This is a genomic window from Rhodoferax sp., assembly GCF_030646845.1.
Taxonomy (GTDB): Bacteria; Pseudomonadota; Gammaproteobacteria; order Burkholderiales; family Burkholderiaceae_C; genus Rhodoferax.
In genome coordinates this window covers 26,833-51,195 of record NZ_JAUSLE010000062.1, presented here as the reverse complement: position 1 = coordinate 51,195, position 24,363 = coordinate 26,833, and the positions used below count along the sequence as shown (strand labels likewise).

At 59.8% G+C, this 24,363-nt stretch carries 23 protein-coding genes; 3 read left to right on the top strand and 20 right to left on the bottom strand.

Annotation, left to right across the window (positions count from 1 at the left end):
- Positions 1 to 354 precede the first annotated feature (354 nt).
- The 5 genes from Q7T10_RS15030 to Q7T10_RS15010 form a co-directional block, all read right to left on the bottom strand.
- Entirely contained in the window at positions 355 to 3,132 is a 2,778-nt protein-coding gene (locus tag Q7T10_RS15030) for an EAL domain-containing protein (protein ID WP_304749798.1), read from the bottom strand.
- The gene (locus Q7T10_RS15025) at positions 3,132 to 3,503 is read right to left on the bottom strand and encodes a response regulator (RefSeq protein WP_304749795.1); all 372 of its coding nucleotides are present in this window, start codon (positions 3,501 to 3,503) and stop codon (positions 3,132 to 3,134) included. The genes Q7T10_RS15030 and Q7T10_RS15025 overlap by 1 nt, the downstream gene beginning before the upstream one ends.
- On the bottom strand, positions 3,500 to 5,758 hold the full coding sequence (locus Q7T10_RS15020) for a transporter substrate-binding domain-containing protein (RefSeq protein WP_304749792.1): 2,259 nt from the start codon (positions 5,756 to 5,758) through the stop codon (positions 3,500 to 3,502). Before Q7T10_RS15020 ends, Q7T10_RS15025 begins: the two co-directional genes overlap by 4 nt.
- A 40-nt stretch (positions 5,759 to 5,798) precedes the next feature.
- Positions 5,799 to 6,566, bottom strand: a complete 768-nt coding sequence (rlmB, locus tag Q7T10_RS15015; RefSeq protein ID WP_304749790.1) for a 23S rRNA (guanosine(2251)-2'-O)-methyltransferase RlmB — start codon at positions 6,564 to 6,566, stop codon at positions 5,799 to 5,801.
- A gap of 83 nt (positions 6,567 to 6,649) precedes the next feature.
- Positions 6,650 to 7,336 carry an ABC transporter ATP-binding protein gene (locus Q7T10_RS15010; RefSeq protein WP_304749788.1) on the bottom strand — a complete coding sequence of 229 codons (687 nt, stop codon included), beginning with the start codon at positions 7,334 to 7,336 and terminating at the stop codon, positions 6,650 to 6,652.
- Between Q7T10_RS15010 and Q7T10_RS15005 the strand changes: the two genes are divergently transcribed.
- Genes Q7T10_RS15005 through Q7T10_RS14995 form a run of 3 tightly spaced genes read left to right on the top strand, consistent with a single transcriptional unit; the run spans position 7,335 to position 10,161 of the window.
- Positions 7,335 to 8,009, top strand: coding sequence for an arylesterase (locus Q7T10_RS15005; protein WP_304749785.1), 675 nt, complete (start codon positions 7,335 to 7,337; stop codon positions 8,007 to 8,009). The two genes, Q7T10_RS15010 and Q7T10_RS15005, sit on opposite strands and share 2 nt — an antisense overlap.
- Positions 8,006 to 9,067 carry a tRNA 2-selenouridine(34) synthase MnmH gene (gene mnmH / locus Q7T10_RS15000; RefSeq protein ID WP_304749782.1) on the top strand — a complete coding sequence of 354 codons (1,062 nt, stop codon included), beginning with the start codon at positions 8,006 to 8,008 and terminating at the stop codon, positions 9,065 to 9,067. The genes Q7T10_RS15005 and mnmH overlap by 4 nt, the downstream gene beginning before the upstream one ends.
- Positions 9,064 to 10,161: an SMP-30/gluconolactonase/LRE family protein gene (locus tag Q7T10_RS14995; protein WP_304749780.1), complete on the top strand. Its 1,098-nt coding sequence runs from the start codon at positions 9,064 to 9,066 to the stop codon at positions 10,159 to 10,161. Before mnmH ends, Q7T10_RS14995 begins: the two co-directional genes overlap by 4 nt.
- A gap of 3 nt (positions 10,162 to 10,164) precedes the next feature.
- Here the strand turns inward: Q7T10_RS14995 and Q7T10_RS14990 are convergent, their stop codons facing one another.
- From Q7T10_RS14990 to hisS, 15 genes are all read right to left on the bottom strand, one after another.
- Positions 10,165 to 10,350: a hypothetical protein gene (locus tag Q7T10_RS14990; protein ID WP_304749777.1), complete on the bottom strand. Its 186-nt coding sequence runs from the start codon at positions 10,348 to 10,350 to the stop codon at positions 10,165 to 10,167.
- Positions 10,351 to 10,428: 78 nt separating this feature from the next.
- Positions 10,429 to 11,241 carry a DUF2189 domain-containing protein gene (locus Q7T10_RS14985; RefSeq protein ID WP_304749775.1) on the bottom strand — a complete coding sequence of 271 codons (813 nt, stop codon included), beginning with the start codon at positions 11,239 to 11,241 and terminating at the stop codon, positions 10,429 to 10,431.
- Between the two features lie 53 nt (positions 11,242 to 11,294).
- Entirely contained in the window at positions 11,295 to 12,503 is a 1,209-nt protein-coding gene (locus Q7T10_RS14980) for a PLP-dependent transferase (RefSeq protein WP_304749773.1), read from the bottom strand.
- 39 nt (positions 12,504 to 12,542) lie between these two features.
- Entirely contained in the window at positions 12,543 to 13,067 is a 525-nt protein-coding gene (locus Q7T10_RS14975; RefSeq protein ID WP_304749771.1) for a phosphoribosyltransferase, read from the bottom strand.
- An 87-nt stretch (positions 13,068 to 13,154) separates the two neighbouring features.
- Positions 13,155 to 14,531 carry an adenylosuccinate synthase gene (locus Q7T10_RS14970; protein ID WP_304749768.1) on the bottom strand — a complete coding sequence of 459 codons (1,377 nt, stop codon included), beginning with the start codon at positions 14,529 to 14,531 and terminating at the stop codon, positions 13,155 to 13,157.
- A gap of 12 nt (positions 14,532 to 14,543) precedes the next feature.
- Positions 14,544 to 15,692 carry an ATP phosphoribosyltransferase regulatory subunit gene (locus tag Q7T10_RS14965; protein ID WP_304749765.1) on the bottom strand — a complete coding sequence of 383 codons (1,149 nt, stop codon included), beginning with the start codon at positions 15,690 to 15,692 and terminating at the stop codon, positions 14,544 to 14,546.
- 57 nt (positions 15,693 to 15,749) lie between these two features.
- Positions 15,750 to 15,938 carry a DUF2065 domain-containing protein gene (locus tag Q7T10_RS14960; protein WP_304749762.1) on the bottom strand — a complete coding sequence of 63 codons (189 nt, stop codon included), beginning with the start codon at positions 15,936 to 15,938 and terminating at the stop codon, positions 15,750 to 15,752.
- 3 nt (positions 15,939 to 15,941) lie between these two features.
- Positions 15,942 to 16,841 (bottom strand): protease modulator HflC, encoded by a 900-nt coding sequence (hflC, locus tag Q7T10_RS14955; protein ID WP_304749759.1) that lies wholly within the window; start codon positions 16,839 to 16,841, stop codon positions 15,942 to 15,944.
- A gap of 9 nt (positions 16,842 to 16,850) precedes the next feature.
- Positions 16,851 to 18,242 (bottom strand): FtsH protease activity modulator HflK, encoded by a 1,392-nt coding sequence (gene hflK, locus Q7T10_RS14950; protein WP_304749756.1) that lies wholly within the window; start codon positions 18,240 to 18,242, stop codon positions 16,851 to 16,853.
- A 39-nt stretch (positions 18,243 to 18,281) separates the two neighbouring features.
- Positions 18,282 to 19,460 carry a GTPase HflX gene (gene hflX, locus Q7T10_RS14945; protein WP_304749753.1) on the bottom strand — a complete coding sequence of 393 codons (1,179 nt, stop codon included), beginning with the start codon at positions 19,458 to 19,460 and terminating at the stop codon, positions 18,282 to 18,284.
- Complete coding sequence (gene hfq / locus Q7T10_RS14940) at positions 19,438 to 19,704, bottom strand: RNA chaperone Hfq (protein ID WP_304749750.1); 267 nt, start codon at positions 19,702 to 19,704, stop codon at positions 19,438 to 19,440. The genes hflX and hfq overlap by 23 nt, the downstream gene beginning before the upstream one ends.
- Positions 19,705 to 19,803: 99 nt before the next feature.
- Complete coding sequence (gene der, locus Q7T10_RS14935; protein WP_304749746.1) at positions 19,804 to 21,147, bottom strand: ribosome biogenesis GTPase Der; 1,344 nt, start codon at positions 21,145 to 21,147, stop codon at positions 19,804 to 19,806.
- A 17-nt stretch (positions 21,148 to 21,164) separates the two neighbouring features.
- On the bottom strand, positions 21,165 to 22,304 hold the full coding sequence (gene bamB, locus Q7T10_RS14930) for an outer membrane protein assembly factor BamB (RefSeq protein WP_370653778.1): 1,140 nt from the start codon (positions 22,302 to 22,304) through the stop codon (positions 21,165 to 21,167).
- Positions 22,301 to 23,035 (bottom strand): tetratricopeptide repeat protein, encoded by a 735-nt coding sequence (locus Q7T10_RS14925; protein ID WP_304749743.1) that lies wholly within the window; start codon positions 23,033 to 23,035, stop codon positions 22,301 to 22,303. Before Q7T10_RS14925 ends, bamB begins: the two co-directional genes overlap by 4 nt.
- Before the next feature lie 12 nt (positions 23,036 to 23,047).
- A complete protein-coding gene (gene hisS, locus Q7T10_RS14920; RefSeq protein WP_304749740.1) occupies positions 23,048 to 24,361 on the bottom strand; it encodes a histidine--tRNA ligase in 1,314 nt (437 codons plus the stop codon).
- Positions 24,362 to 24,363: the final 2 nt, after the last annotated feature.

Here is a 24,363-nt window from a genome sequence, read left to right as displayed (position 1 = left end):
AGTTGCCGCAAACGTGCTAAATCGATCAAAACAAGTCCGGCGCGGCCCTAAGTGCGCGACTAATCCGTGGGCTGGCAGAACTGGCGAAGGCCCTACCATCAATCAGTCGGTATTTTAGCTGTAGCTGGAGACTAACTGCGGACCCTCACCGGCAGTCGCGCCGGCAGGACCCGTTGGAATTTGATTCTATGGGACTATTCGCGGTCGGCACCCTCGGCGGCAGTCGGTTCAGAGATCGGTTGTGGCTGCCCTCGGACCACCGATCTTGTCGCTTTCCAGCGCGACCTGACCGCCTATCTTCCTGAACTCGTAGAGAACGTCGGAGGCCGGGCGAGGTGGCGTTTCGACGACTGCTCAAACGGGCTGGGTCGTCATGCCTTTGCCTGCGGTTAGCGGGCGTCTGAGCAACCTTTCAACGGCTTCGGGCGCGATCGGCTTGCTAAAATGGTAGCCTTGGATCTCGTCACACTGATTGTCGCGCAGGAAGGCCAACTGCTCGTCGCTCTCGACGCCCTCTGCGATGACCCGCATATTCAGCTTCTGCCCGAGTGAAATTACGGCAGCCGCAATGCCCCGGTCGGCCGCGCTATAGGGTAGGCCACGGACAAACGATTGATCAATCTTCAGCCGCGACACCGGGAAGTTCTTCAAAGCGCTGAGGCTCGAGTAGCCCGTACCAAAATCGTCGATCGAAACGCCGATGCCCAGAGCCTTCAACTCAAAGAGAATCCGGGTCGCCTGCTCGGCGTTCTCCATGATGGCACCCTCCGTGATTTCCAGCTTGAGTAGGCGTGCCGGCAAACCACTTTCCTCCAGCGCCTCGCGCACGATGTGCACCAGCTTGTCGTCGCGAAACTGGCGGGTGGAAAGATTGACCGCCACCCGCAGTTCAAGGCCGTCGCGCTGCCACTGGCGGGTCTGGCGGCAGGCCGTGCGCAGCACCCACTGGCCAATCGGAACAATCAGCCCGGTTTCTTCCGCCAAGGGAATGAAATCCAGTGGCGAAATAAGTGCGCCATCGCTGGCGCGCCAGCGTATCAGGGCTTCGACGTCGGTGACTTCGTTGGTGCTCAGACTCAGCAGGGGCTGGTAATGCAGCAGCAATTCGTCGCGCTCAAGCGCATGCCGCAAACGGGCTTCGAGTTCGAGCTTTCTCAAGGCATGCGCGTTCATGTCGGCCGTGTAGTAACAGAAGGTACCCCGCCCGGCGTCCTTGGCCCGGTACATCGCCGCGTCAGCGTTGCGCAACAGGGTGTCAAAGTCGGCGCCATCGGGCGGATAAAGGCTCAGGCCAATGCTGGCGGCCAGACTGATTTCACGACCTTCCAGCGCCAGCGGGCGCGCAATGCGCTCCAGTATCTTGCCGGCCAGCAGCGGCACATCCTGTGGACTGCCCAGATCCGACAGCACGACCACGAAATCGTCACCGCCAAGCCGGGCCACGATGTCGCCGTCCCGCATGCCGGTGCTCAAACGTGCAGCCACCGTGCACAGGACGGTGTCACCAAAAGCGTGACCCAGACTGTCATTGATGCGCTTGAAGTGGTCCAGATCGACGTACAGCAGGGCAACCGAGCGGTGATGGCGTGCCGCATAGGCGATGGCCATGTCGGTCCGGTCCTTGAGCAGACTTCGGCTGGCCAGGCCGGTGAGGGCATCCTGGTTGTTCTGTCGCTCCAGCTGCTCCTCGTACCGCTTGCGGTCCGTGATGTCGTTGAGGATGCCGACGAAATGGGTGCTCTCGCCCGCAGCATTGCGCACGGGCGCGATCGCCAGATCGTTCCAGAACAGCGAGCCGTCCTTGCGGTAGTTCCTGAGCGTGGCACTGCCCTCGCGCTGCTCGCGCAGGGCGCTCTGGATTTCCGCGGTACCCAGCTGTTCCGTCTCGGTGCCCAACAGAAACCACGCGTTGCGGCCATGCACCTCATGCGCGCCATAGCCGGTGATGCGCTCAAAGGCCGGATTCACATAGATGATGGGAAACTCGGATTCCCTGATCTCGACAATGACGATGCCGTTGGCAGAGGCCTCGACCGCGCGGCTGTTCAACCGGGCTGACTCTTCACTGGCCCACAGCCGTTCCTGCGCCTGTTGGCGCTGCACTTCTTTCTCGAAATTGGACACGGCGAATGAGATGTCGGTTGCCATCTCGGTCACCAGAGCGGTCAGCTCCGCGTCAAAGAAATCCTTCTCCGCAGCAAACAGGGACACACTGCCGATCAGGCGCTGAGCCACGTACAAGGGAAAGCACGCCGCTGACTGAAAACCGGTTTGAAGCAAATCGTCCTTGATCGGTGCCAGGGCCGGATCTGCCAGCAGGTCATTGTTCAGGTAAGGGGTACCCTGACCCAGTGCAATCTCGGTCGGAAAGCGCGGCGCGCCCTGCAGGCGCATGGGCGTCAATTTGGTCGCAAACGCCGGTTCCACGCCGCACCGTGCCACGGAAACCAGCTCCCCGGAATCGGGGTCCAGCAGTCCGACCCAGGCCATCGCCAGACCACCACGTTGCACGGCAATGCGGCACAGCTCGGCAAACAGGTACTCCTTGTCCGGCGCATGGACGATGGCCTGGTTGGTCTCACTCAAGGCCGCATAGAGCCGGTTCAGTCTCAATATCTGTTGCTGCGCCAGCTTGAGCTCTGCCACGCGTTGCTCCAGCTCGGCGCTGCGTTTTTCCAGCTTGGCAATCAAAACGTCGTTATAAACCTTCAGCGTGACAGTCTCACTGGCCATGGGTGTTTGCGCCGGTTGCGTGGATTGCGAGGCCGCCTGCAGGACGGCATGCACCCGGCTGATGAAGATACCGGGCTCAGTTGGCTTCACAATAAATCCGTCGGCCCCCATGTCCAGCGCCAGCAGTTCATCTCTGGGCTGGGTGTAGGTGGCGGTGTACACGATGAACGGAATGCGACGCAGCGACTCGTCAGCCTTCCATTCGCGCAGCAGGGTGTAGCCATCCATCACCGGCATCAGCAGGTCGCTGATGATCAGATCCGGCGCCACAGCGCGCGCCAGTTCCAGCGCCTGCCTGCCGTGCTGCGCTTCCTCCACGGCAAAACCATGCCCTTGCAGCAGCATGCGCAGCAAGTAGCGGTTGTCGGCCCGGTCATCCACGATCAGCACATGCGTCATCATGTTTCCTCCAAAAAGCGTTCCACTTCCCCGGCAAAAGACTGTGGGTCAATGGGTTTCTCAATGTAGCCATTACAGCCCGCCGCCAGGCAGCGCTCACGGTCCCCCGGCATGGCATAGGAGGTGACCGCCACAATCGGGGTAGCCGCCAGCTTGGGGTCAGACCGTAGCGCGCGTGCCACCGCATAACCGTCCATCCCTGGCAACTGAATGTCCAGCAGGATCAGCGCCGGGTCCACCTGGCTGGCCAGCGTCACGCCGGTCGGCCCATCTTCAGCCTGCACCATTTCCCAGCCGCGCGCCTGCATCAGGAACGAGGCGAGGTAGCGATTTTGTTCGTTGTCTTCGATCAAGAGAATCCGTTTGTTCATGCGGCTTCCAAAGCAGGTTGTACCTGCACGGGCAGGGTCACGGTGAACACGCTGCCTTGGCCCCAGTGGCTTTGGGCGTCGATGCGCCCACCCATCAGCGCGGTCAGGCGCCGGCAAATCGCCAGCCCCAGTCCGGTTCCATCATGCTTGCGCGAGAGGGCTGAGTCAATCTGGCGAAATGGCGTGAACAGCACGGACATGTCTTCCGGCTTGACCCCGATACCCGTGTCACTCACGCTCAGCCGCACGGCGGCACAGGGCCGGTGCTGGGGATCGGCCTTAAATTCACTGACCGGTTCGGCCTGCACGGTCACTGACCCGGTCTCGGTGAACTTGATGGCATTGCTCAACAGGTTAAGCAACACCTGCTCGACGCGACGCGCATCACCCAACATGTTGCCAACACCTTCGCCGACCTTGACAGCGAGCACCAACCCTTTGCGGTCGGCCAGCGGTCGCACGATGGCAACCACTTTTTCAATCGACTTGAGAAGGTCAAAAGGCTCACGCACCACGGCAAGCTCGCCCGCCTCGATCTTTGCGATGTCCAATACATCATTGATCAGCGCCAGCAGATGCCATGCGCTGTCGCGCACCATGCCAAGCTGTTTGCTCTGCTCGGCGTTGAGCGGGCCGGCCAGGCCTTGCAACAGGATGCCGGAAAAACCAATGATGGAATTGAGCGGCGTTCGCAATTCATGGCTCATGGTGGCCAGAAAAGCGGATTTGAGGCGGTCTGCTGATTCAGCGCGATGCTTCGCATCCAGCAATTCAACATTGGTCTGCGCCAGTTCTTCAGTGCGCAAGATCACCCGATTTTCCAGCTCCTGCGCGTTCTCACGCGCCTGCGCGTACAGACGGGCATTTTCCATGGCCAGTGCAATCGGGCCGCAGATGTCTTCCACCAGTTCCATCGAATGCCGGGATGGCGCCTCGGTGTGGCGCGAAAACAGGCACAACACGCCCAGGGTGCGCTCCTGCACCGTCAGAGGGAAATAGGCATTCCAGCGCACGCCGCCATCCTGTCCCTGGACATCAGCTGGCGGGTGCGCCGGACCAACGGCCGCAAGCAGCACATGGTGTGGCCCGTCGAACACGGTCGGCGGCACGCTCGCACAAACGGTATCCGCCCTCGTTCCGTCGTCAGGCAACAGGTCGTTCCTCACCAGAGCACCCCGGCTCGCCCCGACCCTTAGCAGCCCATCCTGCTCGTCGCGAAGGCACAGCACGCCGCCATCGAAGCCGGTGAGGGCCAGCGCGCCCTTGATCGCTTCGTCGAGCACCGCCGTGACCTCACGGCGCGAGCCCGTGGCGCGCAAGGTGCGATTGATGAGTTTCATTTCTTCATTGCTCTGCCGGATTTCGCTGGTTCGGGCGGCCACCCGGTGCCTGAGCAGAACGACCCAGGCCACGCCGGCAATCAAGGTCAGAAGGGTTGCCACCGCTAGCGGAAGCAGCCAGGCGGGTGTCGCGGCACGCACCTCGTCCACAGCCCAGTGCCGCAGCGATCGGTAGTAGACCGAGTCTGAATTCTTCTTGAACTCGACCAGATGCGTATCAATGGCCGCCAACAATGACTCACGACCAATCCTGGGCGCCGCAAAGTACAGTTTCGAGGGACTGAAGATGATGGCGGTGTCCTCCAGGCCGTATTTGTCCGCGTTGCGCAGGCCAAAGAAACGGTTGGTAATGACCGCATCGGCCTGGCTGCTCGCGACGGCCTCAAACGCGGCGTCATAGCCCACGTAAGGCATCAGTGTGATGGGCAGGTTGAAGGCATCCGCCATCTGCGTAAACAGCAGCTGCTGAATCGACCCCTCAACGACCGCCACCCGTTTGCTCTGGAGGTCGAGCATGGAACGGATGCCGCTGCCGCGTCGCGCATAGACCTGATTCCAGCTGGCCAGCACCGGTTCCTGGTGAAAAGCGTAGCTCTCTTCACGCTCGGTGGTGCGTGCCGCGTCAGGCATCAGGTCGATCTCCCCCCGCTCCAGGCGCTCCAGCCCTTCGGACCAGGTGCCCACGACGTACTCGAGCTGCCAGCCCTCCTTCTCGGCAATGGCTTCAATCAGGTCGATGAATATGCCTTCGGGCTTGCCCGTGTTCGAGATCGCCACTTTCGGGCTGTTCTCGTACACACCCACACGCACTTTTTGCTGGGCCCAGGCGGGAGCCGCCAGCAGCAGGAAACCCAGCACACACAGCCACAACGCACAACCCGAAAGCCGCGCGAAGAAGCCGACTGGGTGGTGCATGTTGGTTACAGGGTGCTCCTGGTCAATAAGGTGGGCTACATCAACTGCGCTGGCGCACGGCTTCGTACAGGCACACGCCGCTGGCCACGGACACATTCAGGCTTTCCACCGCACCACGCATGGGGATGCTCACCAGTTCATCGCAGGTCTTGGCGGTGAGCTGGCGCATGCCTTCGCCCTCGGCGCCCAGCACCAGCGCCACCGGGCCCTTCAAGTCCGCCTGGTAAATGGTCTTGGGCGCCACGTCGCTGGTGCCGATGATCCAGATGTTGCGCTCCTTCAGTTCGTTCAGCGTGCGCGCCAGATTGGTCACCATGAAATAAGGCACGGTTTCGGCCGCGCCGCTGGCCACTTTGGCGACTGTCGCATTGATACCGGCAGCGTGGTCTTTGGGCGCGATCACGGCGTGCACGCCAGCGCCATCGGCCACCCGCAGGCAGGCGCCCAGATTGTGCGGATCGGTCACGCCGTCAAGCACCAGGATCAGCGGCGCTTCGCGCTCGGCCGGCGGCTTGTCAGCCTGTGAGGCTTCGAGCTGCTCCAGCAGTTCGTCCAGCGAGTGCACCTGCGCCAGCTCCTGCACCCGCGCCGCTACGCCCTGGTGCCCGTGGCCGCCGCAAAGCTTGGCCAGCCGCATGCCATCGGCCTCAATCAGGCGAACACCCGCTTCATTGGCTTTCTCGATGAACTGGCGCATGCGCGCATCGCGGCGGGTGGGCTCGAAATAAATCTCGACAATGGATTTGGGCGCGGTTTTGAGACGCACACCGACGGCATGAAAGCCGAATAGAACTTTGGGTGAAGACATGGCCCAATTATCGCGGCTTGTTATTCGCTACAAAAATAATAGCTTCCTACGCAATATCCACGCGGGCTAGAGGTCAAAAAGGCTTAAACATCGGCCGTGGTGTCAAGCACCTGCCCGGCCTCGATCGTGATGCAGCGCGCACAACGCGAGGCAATGGCACGGTCATGCGTCACCAGCACCAGCGTGGTGCCCTGCTCCCGGTTGAGGTCAAACATGAGTTCCATCACCTTTTCACCAGTGGCAAAGTCCAGGCTGCCGGTGGGCTCGTCGGCCAGCAGCACGGCCGGCTTGACCACAAAGGCGCGCGCCAGCGCCACCCGCTGCTGCTCGCCACCACTGAGCACCTTGGGGTAATGACCCAGGCGCTCGGACAGGCCCACGCGCGCCAGCATCTCGGTGGCCGCCTTGCGCGCATCGCGCCTGTCCGCCAGCTCCAGCGGGAGCATGACGTTTTCCAGCGCCGTGAGATTGCCCAGCAACTGAAAGCTCTGGAATACAAAACCCACTTTTTGTGCCCGCAGGGCGGCGCGCTGGTCCTCGTTCATGGCAAACAGGTCCTGGCCCGCCAGCCGCACGGTGCCGCGGGTGGGCGTATCCAGACCCGCGATGATGGACAAGAGCGTGCTTTTGCCGGAACCGGAGGCGCCGACAATGGCCGCTGTCTCCCTGGCGTTCAGCACAAAATCAATATCGCGCAAAATGTCGAGAGTACCGGTGGAATCCGTCACCGATTTGTAGACATGCTCAACGGAAATAATTGAATCAGACATGAGGCTTTCTTTGTACCGACGACACTTTATCGCGGCAGCTGTACTGGCTGCAGTTGCAGGGCTATCTACGGCGGCTGGCGCTGCCACGGCAACCAGGGCCCCCCAGGCTGGCAAAGCGAGGAGCATTCTGGTCGTGGGCGACTCCCTGAGTGCAGAGTATGGCCTCAAACGCGGCACTGGCTGGGTGGCGTTGCTCGAGAAAAAGCTGAAGGCCGAAAAATTGCCAGCCACCGTGGTCAACGCCAGCATCAGTGGCGACACCACATCGGGCGGGCGCTCGCGCCTGGCCGGACTGCTGGCACAACACCGGCCGAGCCACGTGATCATTGAGCTGGGCGCCAACGACGCCTTGCGCGGCCTGCCCCTGCAGCTCACCGAAGACAACCTGACCCAGATGACGCAGGCGGCCCAAAAAGCCGGGGCAAAGGTGCTGCTGGTTGGCATGCAGGTGCCGCCCAACTATGGCAAGGACTACGCCGCGCGCTTTGCCGACCTGTTCGCGGACGTGGCCAGAACCAACAAGGCGGCCCTGGTGCCGTTCCTGCTCAAAGGCATCGCCGATGCGCCGGACAGCACCCGGCTGTTTCAGCCCGACCGCATCCACCCCAAGGAGGAGGCTCACCCCGTCATGCTGGCCAACGTGTGGCCTGAACTGAAGAAGCTGCTGAAATGAGTCTGACCACCTTGAGCGCCAGTGAAGTCATTCAGCGCCTGCATGAATTTGACACCGTCATTGACGCCCGCAGCGAAGGCGAATTTGCGGAAGACCACTTGCCGCAGGCCGTGAACTGGCCCACGTTGAACGACGAAGAGCGTCGCGACATCGGAACCCTGTACAAGCAGGTCAACGCGTTCGAGGCCAAGAAACGCGGCGCGGCCATTGCCGCACGCAATATCGCAGCGCACATCGACCGTGAGGTCATCGACAAACCGAAAGACTGGAAGCCACTGGCTTACTGCTGGCGCGGCGGCAAACGCAGTGGATCGCTGTCACTCATCTTGTCCGAAATCGGCTTTCGCGTGACGCTGGTGGAAGGCGGCTACAAGGCCTTTCGGGCCGCCGTGGTGGAGGACATTCCGCGCCTGGTCAGTGGCCTTGAGTTCCGTGTGATCTGCGGCACCACGGGGTCGGGCAAAACCCGGCTGCTGCAGGCCCTGGCGGCACAGGGGGCGCAGGTGATCGATCTGGAGGCCCTCGCCAACCATCGAAGCTCGGTACTGGGCGCCATACCGGGAATGGCGCAGCCCACGCAGAAGCGTTTTGACACCCTGGTGTGGGACGCGTTGCGGCGGCTGGACCGCACACGCCCGGTGTTCATCGAGAGCGAAAGCAAAAAAGTGGGCAACGTGGCCGTGCCTGTCTCGCTGGTCGAGGCCATGCGGCAAAGCACTTGCCTGAACCTGGTGCTGCCGGATGCCGAGCGGGTTGCCCTGCTGATGGAGGATTACGATTTCTTTGTGCGGGACGTCGAGCATTTCTGCGAACGCCTGCAGATCTTGACCGAGTTCCGGGGCAAGGTGGTGGTCGAAGGCTGGAAAGCGTCGGTGCGGGCCGGAGACATCGAGCCGGTCGTGCAGGAACTGCTCACGCAGCACTACGATCCCGTTTACCTGCAGTCGATGCGGCGCAACTTCGTGCAGTTCGAACAGGCAAAACTGATAGCACCAGAAGACCATTCGACGGGGGCCATGGCATTTTTGGCCCAACAACTGATGGCGGAGACCCCATGAAGAAAGCAGCGTTGATTCTGGGCGTGATGTTGCTGGCGCTGGCGGCTTACCTGAGCCTGTGGCCGGTGCCGATCGAGCCGCTCAGCTGGAACGCGCCCACCGCGCCCGGCTACAGCAGTCCCCACGCGGTGAATAACAAACTGGCCAACCTGAAGATGATTTCGCTGGGCACCGAAGAAGGACCGGAGCACATTGTGGTCGCCAAAGACGGCAAGCTCTACACCACGGTCGCCAGCGGCAACATCCTGCGCATGAACCCCGACGGCAGCGCGCAGGAAGTGTTTGCCAATACCGGCGGACGGGTGCTTGGTTTTGACTTTGACGCGGCCGGCAACCTGGTGGCGGCCGATGCCGTCAAAGGGTTGCTGTCGATCAGTCCGGACAAGAAGGTCACATTGCTGACCGACAAGGTTGGCACCGATCCGATTCGCTATGCCGACGCGGTCGTCGTGGCCGGCAACGGCAAGATGTACGTGAGCGACGCCTCGACGCGTTTCGCGCCAGCCAGCTGGGGTGGCACCTTCGAGGCCAGCGTGCTGGACATCATCGAGCAGTCCGCCACCGGACGCATTCTGGAATACGACCCTGCCACGCAGGGCACGCGCATCGTGGCCAGGGGCCTGAGCTTTGCCAACGGTGTGGCGCTCAGTCAGGACGAGCAAACGCTGTTCGTCAATGAAACCGGCAAGTACCGGATATGGAAGATTTCAGTGAAGGCCAGCAACCTCGACGTGACCCAGGCGAGCCCGCAGGCCAGCGTGCTGTTCGACAATCTGCCAGGCTATCCCGACAACCTCATGCGCGGCCTTGACGGCAAGATCTGGCTGGGTTTTGCCAAGCCCAGAAACCCGACCATCGACAAGCTCGCGAACCAGCCCTTCCTGCGCAAGCTGACCCTGCGCTTGCCGCGCGCCATGTGGCCCATCCCCAAGGCGTATGGGCATGTAATGGCATTCACGGAAGACGGGAAAGTGGTGGCAGATCTGCAGGACCCGACCGGGGCTTACCCGGAGACGACCGCAGTCACAGAAACACGCGATCGGCTCTACGTCCAAAGCCTGCACGCCAAAGGTTTGGGCTGGCTGGCTAAATAAGACTCAGGGTTGCGCGGGGGTGTCCGGATTGCTATCGGAGGGCTCGACGGCCGCATCGTCTTCAGGCGCCCCGTCCTCAGCACCTTCGCCAACCTTGCGCTCGGCCTTGTGCTTGAGTTTTTCCTCTTTTTTCTTCTTCTTCGCCAGCTCTTTCTGACGTTTCTCGTATCCGTAATTGGGTGTAGCCAAAGTATGCTTTCAGGTTGTTAGGGACACTTTAACATTTCACGGCCGGTGCCCGCCATAGCGGGTGCAATTTTTCTTGCCTCAGGACACCAAGGGGGCTTCATCCTCATCCAGCCAGCGCACCGAACCCCGGTACGCGTGCCAGCTGGCGTGTCCCAGCCAGGGGCCAATGAGCAGTAGCCCCAGACCCCAGGGAATGAGCGCCACCAGAACCAGCCCGGTCAGCAGCATGCCCCACAACAGCATCACGGCCGTGTTCGCAAAGACCACCTGCAGGCTGGTGATGGCCGCGGAAATGGCGTCGGTGTCGCGGTCCAGGATCATGGGAATCGACACCACGGACACCGCAAATACCAGCCCGGCAAACACACCGCCAACCACCAGATAAACCGCCAGAAACTCCCAGTTCTCGGGATTGAAGACGGCCCTGATCACGCCCGTGGTGGATGGCATGCCGGTGTTGAAGAACACGGCAAATACCACCAGCGACGCCCGGCCCCACAGCAACTCGAGAACAATCAGCACCAGAACCAGCATGCCCATGCTGCGCATATGCGAGTCCCAGCAGGTCAGGGATGCGCCCAGCTCGGGCGTGATCCCCTGCTCGCGCCGCCGGCTCACCTCATACAGGCCCATCGCCAGAAATGGTCCCACCAGCAAACAGCCCGAGGCAATGGACATGACGTACTCGGGCTTGCTGCGAAACACCGCGCCCAGCACCCAGGCCATGGCAAAGAAGCAAACGCCATAGAAAAGGCTGATGCCCTTCGCCGCCATCAGATCGCGCCAGCCGCGCAGCAGCCAGCGAAACGGGTCACTCAGGCGCAGGTCGACGATTTCTTTGCGTGGTGCCTCAGAGGGCGGCGGCACATACGGGGCGGGAGTTGAGTTCATGGGGTCCAGCGTATCGAAGACCGGACCATATGACAATTCAGGAAAACACTGACTCAGGTCAAGGCGGCCTGCAGTGCCTGATTCAGATCGGCCTGCAAATCAGCCACCGCTTCCAGGCCCACCGAAAAGCGGACCAGAGTACCCTGCTCCAAGTGGGGCGGCCAGACACTGCGCATGGAAGCCAGCTCGTAAGGCACGACGAGACTCATGGGTCCACCCCAGCTATAACCGATTCCGAACAGCTTCAGCCGATCGCAAAACGCATCGATCCGGGCTTGGCCGTATCTTGGGTGAAAAATCACACTGAACAGTCCGGCCGCACCACCTGATCCGGGCTGACACACCGCCCGCCAATGCGCGTGTCCGGGCGAGTCGGGCAGCGCAGGATGCAACACCTGCGCAAATTCGGAACGGGTCTGGCACCAGCGTGCCAATTCCCGCGCGGCTTCGTCATGCGCCTTGTAGCGCAGCGCCAGGCTCGGCAACGCCCGCAACACGGCTTCCGCATCATTGGCCCCCACGCCCAAGCCCAGTCGCATGTGCGTCAGCTTAAGCTTCATGTGCAGCGAGGCATCACGGGTGATGACACTGCCCATGAGCACATCGCCGCCGCCGCTGGGGTATTTGGTCAGCGCGTGCACGGATATATCGACACCCAGCGCCGGGCCGACTCCTGGCGTCAGGTCAAATGGCGCAAAGGCGAGTCCCGCACCCCAAGTGTTGTCCAGCGCCGTCAAGACACCACGAGACTTGCACACCCGGACCATCTCGCACAAGTCAGGAAATTCCAGCGTCACCGAGCCCGCCGCTTCCAGCCAGACCAGACGGGTCTGAGGACTGATTTTGGCCGCCAGATCCTGCGGATTCATCGGGTCGTAGAACCGGTGGGTGATGCCCCAGCTTTTCAGTTCCCCCTCGGCCAGCACCTTATTGGGGCCATAGGCGTTGTCAGGGATGAGCACTTCGTCGCCGGTGCGCAGCAGCGACAGCGCGACATTGGCGATGGCCGCCAGCCCGCTCGGCACCAGCACGCACTGCAGGCCGCCCTCCAGCGTGCACAGACGCTCCTCCAGCATGTAGGTGGTGGGCGTGCCATGCAGCCCGTAGGTGTAGGCCGTCTTGTCCTTCCACTCGAAGTTGCGCATGGCAGCCACATTGGGGAACAGGACGGTTGACGCCTTGAACACGCCGGGTTGCGGTGCGGCAAAGCCGGCCGGCGGAACATACGGGTGATGAATCAGCGCAGTGGAAAGCTCAGCCATGGTCAGATCCGCTTCATCAAACAATTTGTCAAACGACTGTCAAACGCTCCACTTTTGAATCAACTGCTCCGGACGCAGCGCGTCGTAGCCTTCAAAGGGCTGGTGAATCCAGGGGTTCGTGGGCAAGAACTCAACCGAATAGTCCGGCGTGAAAGTGGACAAGGCCTTGGTCCAGATCACGGCGCTACGCAGTTCTGAAATGGGCTCGTAGTTGTTCTTGAGTTGCTTCATCACGGCGTTAAGCGTATGGCCGGAATCTGCCAGATCGTCCACCAGCAACACCTTGCCGGCAATCTCGCCTTTGGGGGTGGTGATGAAGCGGGCAATGTCCAGATTGCCCTGCACCGTACCGGCGTCCGACCGGTAGGAACTGGTCGACATGATGGCCAGCGGCTTGTCAAAGACGCGTGACAGGATGTCGCCAGGGCGCATGCCGCCACGGGCCAGACACAAAATGGTATCGAACTCCCAGCCGGACTGATGGATCTTGATCGCCAGTTTTTCGATCAGGTTATGGTATTCGTCATAACTCACGTACAGGTGTTTGCCGTCTTCCGTCAACATCGTGTTGCTCCTGAATTAATAGCTAGCTGCGCTTGTAGCACGTGGGCTACAGGCCAATTTCATCAAAACCGTCTGCGATCCTGGAAACTAGTCCGCCAGATACGGATGCCGCATCATGATGGTGTGATCGCGGTCCGGACTGGTCGAGACCATGTGAATGGGAACGCCCGTGACCTGCTCAATGCGCTGCAAATACAGGCGCGCATTGGTCGGCAGCTTGTCGTACTGGGTCACGCCCACCGTGCTGTCGCTCCAGCCGGCCATCGTCTCGTAAACCGGTTTGCAGCGTTCAATGTCTTCGGCCCCCATCGGCAGGATGTCAATCAGTTCGCCATCCAGTTCATAGCCCGTGCACAACAGGAGTTCCTTCAGGCCATCGAGCACATCCAGCTTGGTGATGCACAAGCCGGTCAAGCCGTTAACCTGCGCCGAGCGCTTGAGCAGCGCCGCGTCGAACCAGCCACAGCGACGGCTACGGCCCGTGGTAACGCCTTTCTCGGCGCCGACGGTACTCATGTGGTAGCCCGGCGTGCCCTCGACTTCCCAGTCCAGCTCAGTTGGAAAAGGACCGCCGCCAACACGGGTGCAATAGGCCTTGGTGATACCGAGGATGTAGTGCAGCATGCCCGGACCGACGCCGGAACCCGCCGCGGCATTGCCCGCCACGCAGTTGCTGGACGTCACGTACGGATAGGTGCCATGGTCCACATCCAGCAGCGTGCCCTGGGCACCTTCGAACAACAGGTTGGCGCCTTTGAGGTGTGCCTCGTTGAGTTCACGCGACACATCGGCCATCATGGGTTTGAGCAGTTCGGCGTGGCGCATCGCCTCGTCAAATACAGCCTGATACTGCACCTGTCCGTCCACCATGTAGGGCGCCAGCGTCGGACCGAAGTCGAACGCCGCGGAGCCGAGGTAGGTGGTCAGAACGTGGTTGTGCAAATCCAGCAAATCACGCAGCTTGGCGGCGAAGCGCTCGGGGTATTTGAGGTCTTGCACCCGTAGCGCCCGGCGCGCGATCTTGTCTTCATAGGCCGGGCCAATGCCACGACCGGTGGTACCGATCTTGGCATTGCCGCCCTTCTCGCGTGCCGCTTCGCGGGCCACGTCCAGCGCCGCATGAAACGGCAAAATCAGCGGGCAGGCCTCGCTGATGCGCAGGCGCGAACGCAACTCGACACCGACCTTTTCCAGGCCCTCGATTTCCTCAAACAGCTTCGCGACCGAAAGCACCACACCATTGCCGATGTAGCATTTGACGCCCGGGCGCATGATGCCGCTGGGAATCAGGTGCAACGCCGTCTTGACACCGTTGATCACCAGGGTGTGGCCTGCGTTGTGGCCGCCCTGAAAGCGCACCACGCCCTGTGCGCTCTCGGTGAGCCAGTCGACCAGCTTGCCTTTGCCCTCGTCTCCCCACTGGGTCCCCACGACAACGACGTTACGTCCTTTAGTTGCGATCATTTTCAGTATTTCTCAAATTGCTTTCACGACCCACCGCCCCGCGACCTGAATCAGCTCGCGATCGCAATGGAACTCATCAACTTCACTCTCATGCCCGGGCAAAGCACAAACGACGGTCTCGCCCTGAACGCGCAAGGACGCTATGGCCGCACGCAAGTCGGCGGCTTCACGCCACGGCGCGCGTATCGCGGCGCGCAGTGGACGCGCCGCCAGAACACCGACAAGAGCTTTGACGTCCAGACTGAAGCCGGCGGCCGGACGGTTTCGGCCGAACACGGCGCCGACCTCGTCGTACCGCCCGCCACGCACCAGCGCATCGTTGGCACCCGCGGCGTAAATCGAAAACCGGGCACCGGTGTAGTAGGCATAACCGCGCAGATCAGCCAGATCGAAGGTCACATGCGTCCCCTCCAGATGGCTGGCGAGCCACTTCAGATTTGATAGCGCCTCACGCACAACTGGCGAGGGCGGCAGCATTTTTTCAGCTTCGACCAGGATTTTTTCATCGCCATAGAGCTGAACCAGTGCCAGAAGGCCCTGACGGGAAGCCTGTGGAAAATTTTTGGTCAGCACTGACAGTTCACTGCTGTCTTTGGCAGCCAGCGCCGCATGAACCTGCTCCGCCAAGTCGCCTTCGAGCGCCACGCCTTCGAGCAGGGCGTGGACGATGCGGGCATCGGCCATGTCCACGCTGGGCGATTGCACTCTGGCCACCTTGAGGCAATCCAGTGCCAGCTGCAGTGTCTCCAGATCGGCCTCCAGCCCGGCGTGACCGTAGATTTCGGCGCCAAACTGCAACGGCTCCCGCGTCGCATGGGGTCCGCCGGGGCGCGTATGCAGCACCGGGCCGCAATAGCACAAACGGGTGACCCCATGGCGATTCAACAAGTGCGCATCGATGCGCGCCACCTGCGGCGTGCTGTCGGCCCGCAGGCCCATCATGCGCCCGGAGAGTTGATCCACGAGTTTGAAGGTTTGCAGGTCAAGCGCTTCACCGGCACCTGTCAGCAAAGACTCCAGATGCTCCAGCAGGGGCGGCATGACCAACTCGTAGCCATAGCAGCGGGCCATGTCCAGCAAGTCTCGACGAAGTTCCTCGATGTGCCGCGCTTCGGACGGCAAGACATCGGCAATGTGATCCGGCAGGACCCAAGCAGACATGTGAATTTGGGGAGCTGTTAAAACCGTGATTTTACCGGGCTTGGACGCCGGAATTTCTCAAAGAAGAAACCAAATCACGAACAGACCCGCAAGAATGCTGCACATTCCGAAAAAACGAAGCTGTCCGTCGTTCAACTGCAGAATCTGCGCAAACATGCGTCGCCAGCCAGCTGGCGACAACAATGGAAAAAGGCCCTCGATCACCAGAACGAGGGCCATGGCCAGCCAGAAAGTCCCGCTATCCAAGCTTTATTTCTTGGGAGGGGTGGGGGAAACGCTTCCTCGGAAGACTTTGAAGAACTCCGAGGATGAAGGGTCCACAACCATCACGTCGCTCTTTTTGCTGAAACTGGCCTTGTAGGCATCCAGACTCCGGTAGAACTGCGCAAACTGCGGATCACGACCAAAGGCTTCCGCATAAATCCTGGCGGCTTCGGCGTCACCCTCGCCTTTGATTTTCTGGGCATCCCGGTAGGCGTTGGCTATTGCCACTTCCCGTTGTCGATCAGCATCGGCACGGATCTTTTCACCTTCGGCAGCACCGGTTGAACGCAACTCATTGGCCACCCGCTTGCGCTCGGCCTCCATACGCCGGTAGACCGATTCGGTTATCGCGTCAACATAGTCGGCACGGGTAATCCGGACGTCCACGACGTCAACGCCCCATGGCTTGCTGCCCTTGACTTTGTCAAGCACTTCAGCCTTGACGTCTGCCGTTATGGCTTCGCGCTTGGTAGACAGGAGCTCCTTGACCGTGCGCTTGTTGATTTCTTCCTGAAATGCATTGCGCACCACGCGGTTGAGCTGATTGGCGCCATCGGCCTCAGTCAAGCCGACGTTACGAATGTACTGGGTGGGCTCCGAGATGCGCCAGCGCACGTACCAGTCGATCACAACACGCTGTTTCTCAGCCGTGAGCATGGGTTCCGTGTCGCTGGTTTCGAGCGTCAGCAGACGCTTGTCGATGTAGGAGACATTCTGGAATGGCGGCGGCAGCTTGAAGTTCAAACCGGGCTCGGTGATGACCTCCTTGATCTGCCCCAAGGCATACACCACACCAAACTGCCTCTGGTCCACTACGAACAGCATCGAACTGGCAAGCGCCAATGCCACCAGAAGCGAAGCGAAAATAAAACCTAACCTGTTCATTCTGGGCTCCTAGCGTGTATCGCGATCGCGCGCGCGGGCAGCATCCCGCGTACGTGCATCAGGGATCGAGTTGGCGGGTGTGGTTGCGGGCACCGCCGCAGGCGCCGCAACCGCAGCCGGATCAACGCCCTGCCCGCTCATCTGGACAATCTTGTCGAGAGGAAGGTACAGAAGGTTGGAGCCCTGTCTGGAATCAACCATCACCTTGGTGACGTTGCTGTAAATCTGCTCCATGGTGTCAAGGTACATGCGGTCGCGCGTGACCTGAGGGGCCTTCTGATACTCAGCCAGTACCGATTTGAAGCGTTGTGCGTCACCTTGCGCCTGCGCCACAATTTTGGCTTTGTAGGCGTCGGCTTCCTCCTTCAGTCGGGACGCAGAACCGACGGCACGCGGCACCACGTCGTTCGCATAGGCCTGCGCTTCGTTCTTGGCACGTTCGCGCTCCTGGCCGGCCTTCAAAACATCATCAAAAGCCGCCTGCACCTGCTCTGGCGGACGCACGCCGCCCTGCTGCAAATTGATGCCAACCACTTCAATACCCACCATGTACCGATCCAGTATTTTTTGCATCAAGTCGCGAACGCGCGGCGCGATCTGGTCACGCTCTTCTGACAGCGCACTGTCCATGCGCATCTTGCCAACTACTTCGCGCACAGCAGTTTCCGCAGCCTGCACCACCGCCTCGCCAGGACTCTTGCTTTCGAACAGAAATGCCCGCGCATCGCTGAGGCGGTACTGGACGGCAAACTTGATCTCAACGATGTTTTCGTCTTCGGTCAGCATGGCCGACTCGCGCAAGCCGGTGGCCTTGATGACCGTATCACGTCCCACATCGACCGAGCGGATCTGGGTCACAAAGATCAATTCATGACGCTGAATGGGATAAGGCAAACGCCAGTTAAAACCGGCACCGACCGATGATTTGTACTTCCCGAACTGGGTAATAACCGCCTGCTGGCCCTCTTGCACGATGAAAAAACCCGTGCCCAGCCAGATCAGCAGGACCACGCCAACAATCAGGCCAACTCCGATACCGGCGCTCTTCATGTCAGGCTGAAAGCCACCGCCGGAGCCGTTGCCCCCGCCAGCTCCGCCACCGGGGATGCCACGCCCCACGTTTTTCACACCACCAAACAAGCCACCCAATTTGCGATTGAAATCTCGCCAGAGTTCATCGAGATCAGGGGGGCCCTGGTTTGGCCCGCGCTTGCGCCCGCGATCGCCACCACCTTCAGGAGGCGGATCTGGCCTGTCTGACTGCGGGCGGACCGGCTCTGTCGTATCACCCTCCGTCGGTTTGTCGTCGCTGCGGCCCCACCGGGGATCATTCAGGTTGAACATTCCCCGGATTCGCGCTGGCAAAACCGCCCAGCGAAAGGTGCTTAAGTGAGGTTTCATCTCTTCTTCTCTTGTGTGTCGTTACCGGATTGTGCCCAATCAGGGGGCGGCCTCATCATTGTCAGGGGAATACTGATCCTCCTTTGCAGGCAGCACACCCCCACTCACGATGCGCGCTAATTGATGGCGCAACGCCTGAACGCCTTCGCCATTCTTTGCGCTCAAAAATATCCGTGGAATTGGCACTCCATTCAGATCAAATGTGTCTTCCAGTTGCAGGGGGCGGCGCTCGTTTTCAAGAGCGTCGAGCTTGTTGAATACCAAGACCTGCGGAATGTCAGCAGCGCCGATCTCTCCCAGTACACGCTGAACCTCGGCAATCTGCTCCAGGAAATTGGGGCTTGCAGCATCTACCACATGCAACAAGAGATCCGCATCCACTGCCTCCTGAAGGGTCGCTTGAAATGCATCGATCAGGCCGTGCGGCAGATCACGAATAAATCCAACCGTATCGGATAAAGAAACCGAGCGTCCCGCCTCTCCAAGATACAGCTGGCGGGTTGTGGTGTCCAGGGTTGCAAACAACTGATCTGCGGCATAGGCCCTGGCTTTTACCAAAGCATTGAAGAGCGTGGATTTGCCCGCGTTGGTGTACCCAACCAGCGAAATATTGAACGCGTCGCGTCGCTCGCGCTGACGCCGCTGGGTTTGGCGTTGACGCTTGACCTTGATCAGGCGCTCCTTGATCTTCTTGATGTTGTCGCCGATCATCCGGCGATCGAGCTCAATCTGGCTTTCACCAGGACCACCGCGCATGCCGATGCCGCCGCTCTGCCGCTCCAGGTGAGACCAGCGACGGACCAAGCGTGTGCTCAGGTACTGCATTCGGGCAAGCTCGACCTGGAGCTTGCCCTCATGGCTACGGGCTCTTTGGCTGAAAATCTCCAGAATCAGAAGCGTACGATCATTGACGGGCAGCTCAAGGTGTCGCTCCAGATTGCGCTGCTGCGCAGGGCTAAGACTTTGGTCGAATAGCACCTCAACCGCGCCCAGTTGAGCCGCCAGCAATTTGATCTCATCGGCTTTTCCGCTTCCCACAAAGAGGGCGGCATCCGGCGCTTTGCGTTTGCAGGTAATCCGGGCGACCGGATTCAATCCCGCCGTTTGCGCCAGCAAGCCCAACTCTTCGAGTTCGCCATCGAAATTGGGCAATCCAAAATCAACGCCAACCAGTATGGTTGGCGCGGACTGGCGATCAGACGGCGGCAGGTTCGTCACCCTCGCCGGCTGCAAAATTCACGGCGCGTCCCGGCACAATGGTGGAGATGGCGTGTTTGTAGACCATTTGAGTGACCGTGTTGCGAAGCAACACGACATACTGGTCAAAAGACTCAATCTGACCTTGCAGCTTGATACCGTTGACTAAGTAGATGGAGACCGGTACATGCTCCCGCCGCAAGGCATTGAGAAAAGGGTCTTGAAGTAACTGGCCTTTGTTGCTCACGATATTCTCCGTGTTCAAAAAATGATGAAGAGGTCACGATACCACAGCAAAGCGCGTTCTCAAGTCGGGCCGGCGCAATCCCACAATAAAGTTGAGCGCGCCCCCCGATGTTCTTTGCTAAGCGGCGCCTTTGTCGGCGAAGGGGTTGCTCGACGTCTTGAACTCGATGCGCATGGGGGTGCCCACCAGATCAAACTCTTTGCGAAAACGACCTTCCAGGAAGCGTTTGTAGGCATCGGTCACGTGTTCAAGCGAGTTGCCGTGAATCACGATCACCGGTGGATTCATGCCGCCTTGGTGCGCATAGCGCAGTTTTGGGCGGAACATGCCCGAACGCTTGGGACTTTGAAACTGGACGGCCTCCAGCAGCAAACGTGTCAAGACAGGCGTCGACATCTTGCAATTCGCCGCCTTGTAGGCTTGCGCAATGGACGCCCACAGCGGCCCCAGGCCCTGCCTTTTCGTTGCTGATATCAGATGCATCGTCGCGAACTTCAAGAAGGGTAAACGGGTCTCGATGGAGCGTTTCACGAGTTCCCGCTGGTACTCATCCACCGCATCCCATTTGTTTACCGCAAGCACGACAGCGCGGCCATTTTCAAGAATGTAGCCCGCAATATGGGCATCCTGATCCGTAACACCTTGTGTCGCATCGATCAGCAGCAGCACCACATTTGAAGATTCAATGGCCTGCAAGGTCTTGACCACCGAGAATTTCTCAATCGCCTCAAAGACTTTGCCTTTACGGCGCAACCCTGCAGTATCGACCAACTCGAACTTCTGACCGTTGCGTTCAAACGGCACGGAAATCGCATCCCGCGTCGTTCCCGGCAAATCGAACGCGACCAGTCGCTCTTCACCCAGCCAGGTGTTGATCAACGTGGATTTGCCGACATTGGGACGACCTGCGACTGCCAGTTTGATAACGCCAGGCTCTCGTTGATCCTCCGCGTCATCGGGATCCGGCAGGTGAAGAGGCGCCAGCGCCAGCTCCACCAGCGAGTGGATACCCTGGCCGTGCGCGGCAGAGACCGCATGAACTTCACCCAGCCCCAATTCAAAGAACTCGACCAGCTGGGCGCCTGCCAGCATGCCTTCTGCCTTGTTGGCCGCCAGCACGCAGGGTTTGCCGAGACGGCGAAGGTATTTGGCGATCTCGTGATCCTGCGCAGAGATACCCTCGCGGGCATCGACGACGAAAATGACTACATCAGCTTCCGCAACGGCCTGACGCGTCTGTTTGGCCATTTCCTTGAAAATGCCACTCGCAGCATCAGGCTCAAATCCACCGGTGTCGATGACAATGAACTCGTGCTTGCCCTGTCGCCCATTGCCGTAATGCCGATCCCGGGTCAGCCCGGCAAAATCTGCAACGATGGCGTCACGAGACTTGGTCAGCCGATTGAAAAGCGTCGATTTACCAACATTGGGACGGCCGACGAGGGCCAAGACAGGTTTCATGATTTGAGATCCGACGCTTACTCAGGCTTGAAGCCGAAAATACCACCGCTGCGTGTGACAACCACCAGAGTTCCTGCAGCCAAAACCGGCGCAGCAACAATTGCCGAACCATCGGTTGCCACTCGCGTCAGGGGGGACCCGTCTTCACGCGATAGCAAATGAACCAGACCGGCGTCATCGCCCACCGCAATGGATCGACCCACAACGAGCGGGGCAGTCAGGCTTCGGTATCGTAAACGCTCCGACACCCAGACGCGCTCACCATCGGTGCGTCGCCAAGTCACGAGTTTTCCGTCGCCTTCAACTCCGAAAACATACTTGTCGTCACCATGGATGCCGACAGAACCATTTGCCGGCTTGGTCCAAAGCAAGTTGCCACGTGCGGCGTCGACACAGCCAACAGCCGCCTGAAAAGCACGCGCGCAAACGACATCGCCTTCGCGACTGACGCGACCAACCAAATCAACCAGCCGTTCAATATCGTTGGTGCCGCGTGGGGATGCGATGGGGGACTCCCAACGGGTAGCGCCACTTGATGGATTGATGCCGACGAGACGGCCAGACAGGCCGGCCACCAGCGTATCTCCGACAGCCAACAACACACCAGACTGACGTAGCACCAAAGACTCCCCCGGACGCTGCTGGTTCCAGAGCTTGCGCCCTGACTGGGCATCGTAAGCCATCAACGAGCGATCGGCGGCGAGCAAGAACACACGCCCACCCGCAACCAGGGGAGGAGTGAAACTCTGCGCTGAAAGTTTTTGGCGCCACATCTCCCGTCCAGCATCCAGGACAATCAGTTCATTCCCACGAGTCACTACCGCAGCAAAGCGGCCATCGCTACCGACCCCTGCTGCAACCTGAGCATCCACGCTGGTACGCCAGAGTTCCTTACCTGTGCGAGCATCAAAAGAAGCCATAACACCGTCAGAACTGGCGACAGTGACTGTATTGCCGTTCACATTGACCTGAAGCGGGAAATCGATTGTGCCGACTTTCGACGACCAAGCCAATCGCACGCCCAACAGACCCGCGTTAGGAGCCAACTCGGCGGGCCTCAGCTTTTCCGATCCACTTGAACAACTGACAAGGGAACCCAAAACAAATAATCCGAATGCCACCCTGGTGGCGGCCTTCAAAAGAAGATCAAGCTTCACTTTTTCCCTTCTGGTGCCGCGGCATCCGACACAGGCACAGCGCCAGCGCTTTTAGTTGCAGCAACACCACTGCCAATCTCGCCACCTCTCTGCGGATTTATCCCCAGCGAATTCAACTTCACTTCCACCAAGCGCCGGTACTCGGTACGCTCTTCGAAACTCTTGAAAGCTTTTTCATATTCGACCCGCGCTTCCACCTTTTTTCCTTGCAACAACAAAATATCACCTTTTCGATCAGCTACCAGCGCGTCAAAATTGGCGGGGAACGATCCATTCAGCTGCTGCAAGGCAGCATCGAAAGCCTTGGATTCCATCAGAATTCCGGCCAGACGCAACTTCGCGATGGCCTGGTATCCCGGGTCCGATGATTTGGTCGCAACCCAGTCCAAAGCCGCCTTGGCAGCATCAACATTGCCGGCAAGGTAATATTGCTTTGCGACGAGCAACCCCGCCTGCTGTGCATAGGTCGTTGATGCAAACCGGTCTTTCATGTCGGAAAAAGCGCGGTCGATTTTTCCGGTGTCTGCCGACTTCACAACACGCTCGACCTCGTCATACATCGCCGCTGCCTGAATTGCCTGGCTGCGCTGCCAATATTGGTAGAAATTCCAACCTGCAAATGCACCGAGCACCAGAATCAATAGCCAGGTGATGGGATTGCCATACTGCTTCCAAAAATGCTTGAGCTGGTCGAGTTGCTCTTGTTCTTCAAGATCTAGATGATTTGCCATGAAAATATTCAGTTAAGTCCGCGATTGTAGGGTGGGTGCCCAGTCGACCAGGTCAGCGAGTGAGCGGGTTGCCTGCGAACCACTGCCATCGCGAAGTGCTTTGACGGTCACCAGATTTTTTGATATCTCGTCAGCCCCAAAAACAAGCGCGAAATTGGCCCCACTGCTGTCGGCTCGTTTGAATTGCGATTTCATGCTACCCATGCCGTCGCCCGAACTGGTGTGCATTTGAACACTGACTCCTGCGGCTCTCAGATCCTGGAGTGTCCGCAACGCCAGGGGCAAGGCAGCCGCATCGGGCACGATTGCATACGCATCCAGAGTCGGCTCAACAACCCCCAAACCTTGCTCCCGGATGAGCTCCAACACGCGATCGACCCCAAGCGCCCATCCGACAGCGGGCGCGGGCTTGCCGCCCAACTGCTCGACCAGGTAGTCATATCGACCACCGGCGCAAACCGTTCCCTGTGAACCAAGCCGGTCCGTCGTGAACTCGAACACGGTGAGGTTGTAGTAGTCCATACCCCGCACCAGGCGTGGATTCACGGTGTAGGCAACATCGTTGGCGTCCAGAAGGGATTTCAATGTATTGAAATGCGCCAGCGATGCCTCACCCAAATAGTCAAGCGGCCTCGGTGCGGACTCCACCACCGCCTGCATCGCGGGGTTCTTTGTGTCAAGAATCCGAAGGGGATTGCTGTGCAGGCGCCGCCTGGCGTCTTCATCCAGCACATCCGCATGCCGCTCAAAATGTGCAATCAGGGCTTGCCGATGCTTCAACCGCTCTGCAGGTTGACCCAGACTGTTCAGCTCGAGTCGAACATCGGTCAGACCCAGATCCTTCCACAGCGCAAATGCCAGCAAAATCAATTCGGCATCCACCTCGGCACCAGAGAAGCCGAGCGCCTCGGCGCCGATCTGGTCAAACTGCCGATAGCGCCCACGCTGAGGCCGCTCGTGCCGAAACATCGGACCCATGTAGTAGAGGCGTTTGCCGCCGTCATACAACATGGAATGCTCCACAACCGCCCGCACAACACCGGCCGTGGCTTCCGGACGCAGAGTCAGCGGATCCCCATTGAGTCGATCTTCAAAGGAGTACATCTCCTTCTCGACAATATCCGTCACTTCCCCCAGCCCTCGAATGAACAACGGTGTGCGCTCGACAATGGGCGTACGGATGTTCCGGTAAGCATAGCGGGCCATCAATGACCGGACGCGGCTTTCAAGCCATTCGACGGCCGCCGACTCCGGCGGCAGAACATCATTCATGCCCTTGACGGCCGTCAGTTTCTCCGACTTTGCAGCGATTTCTATTTGACTCATGA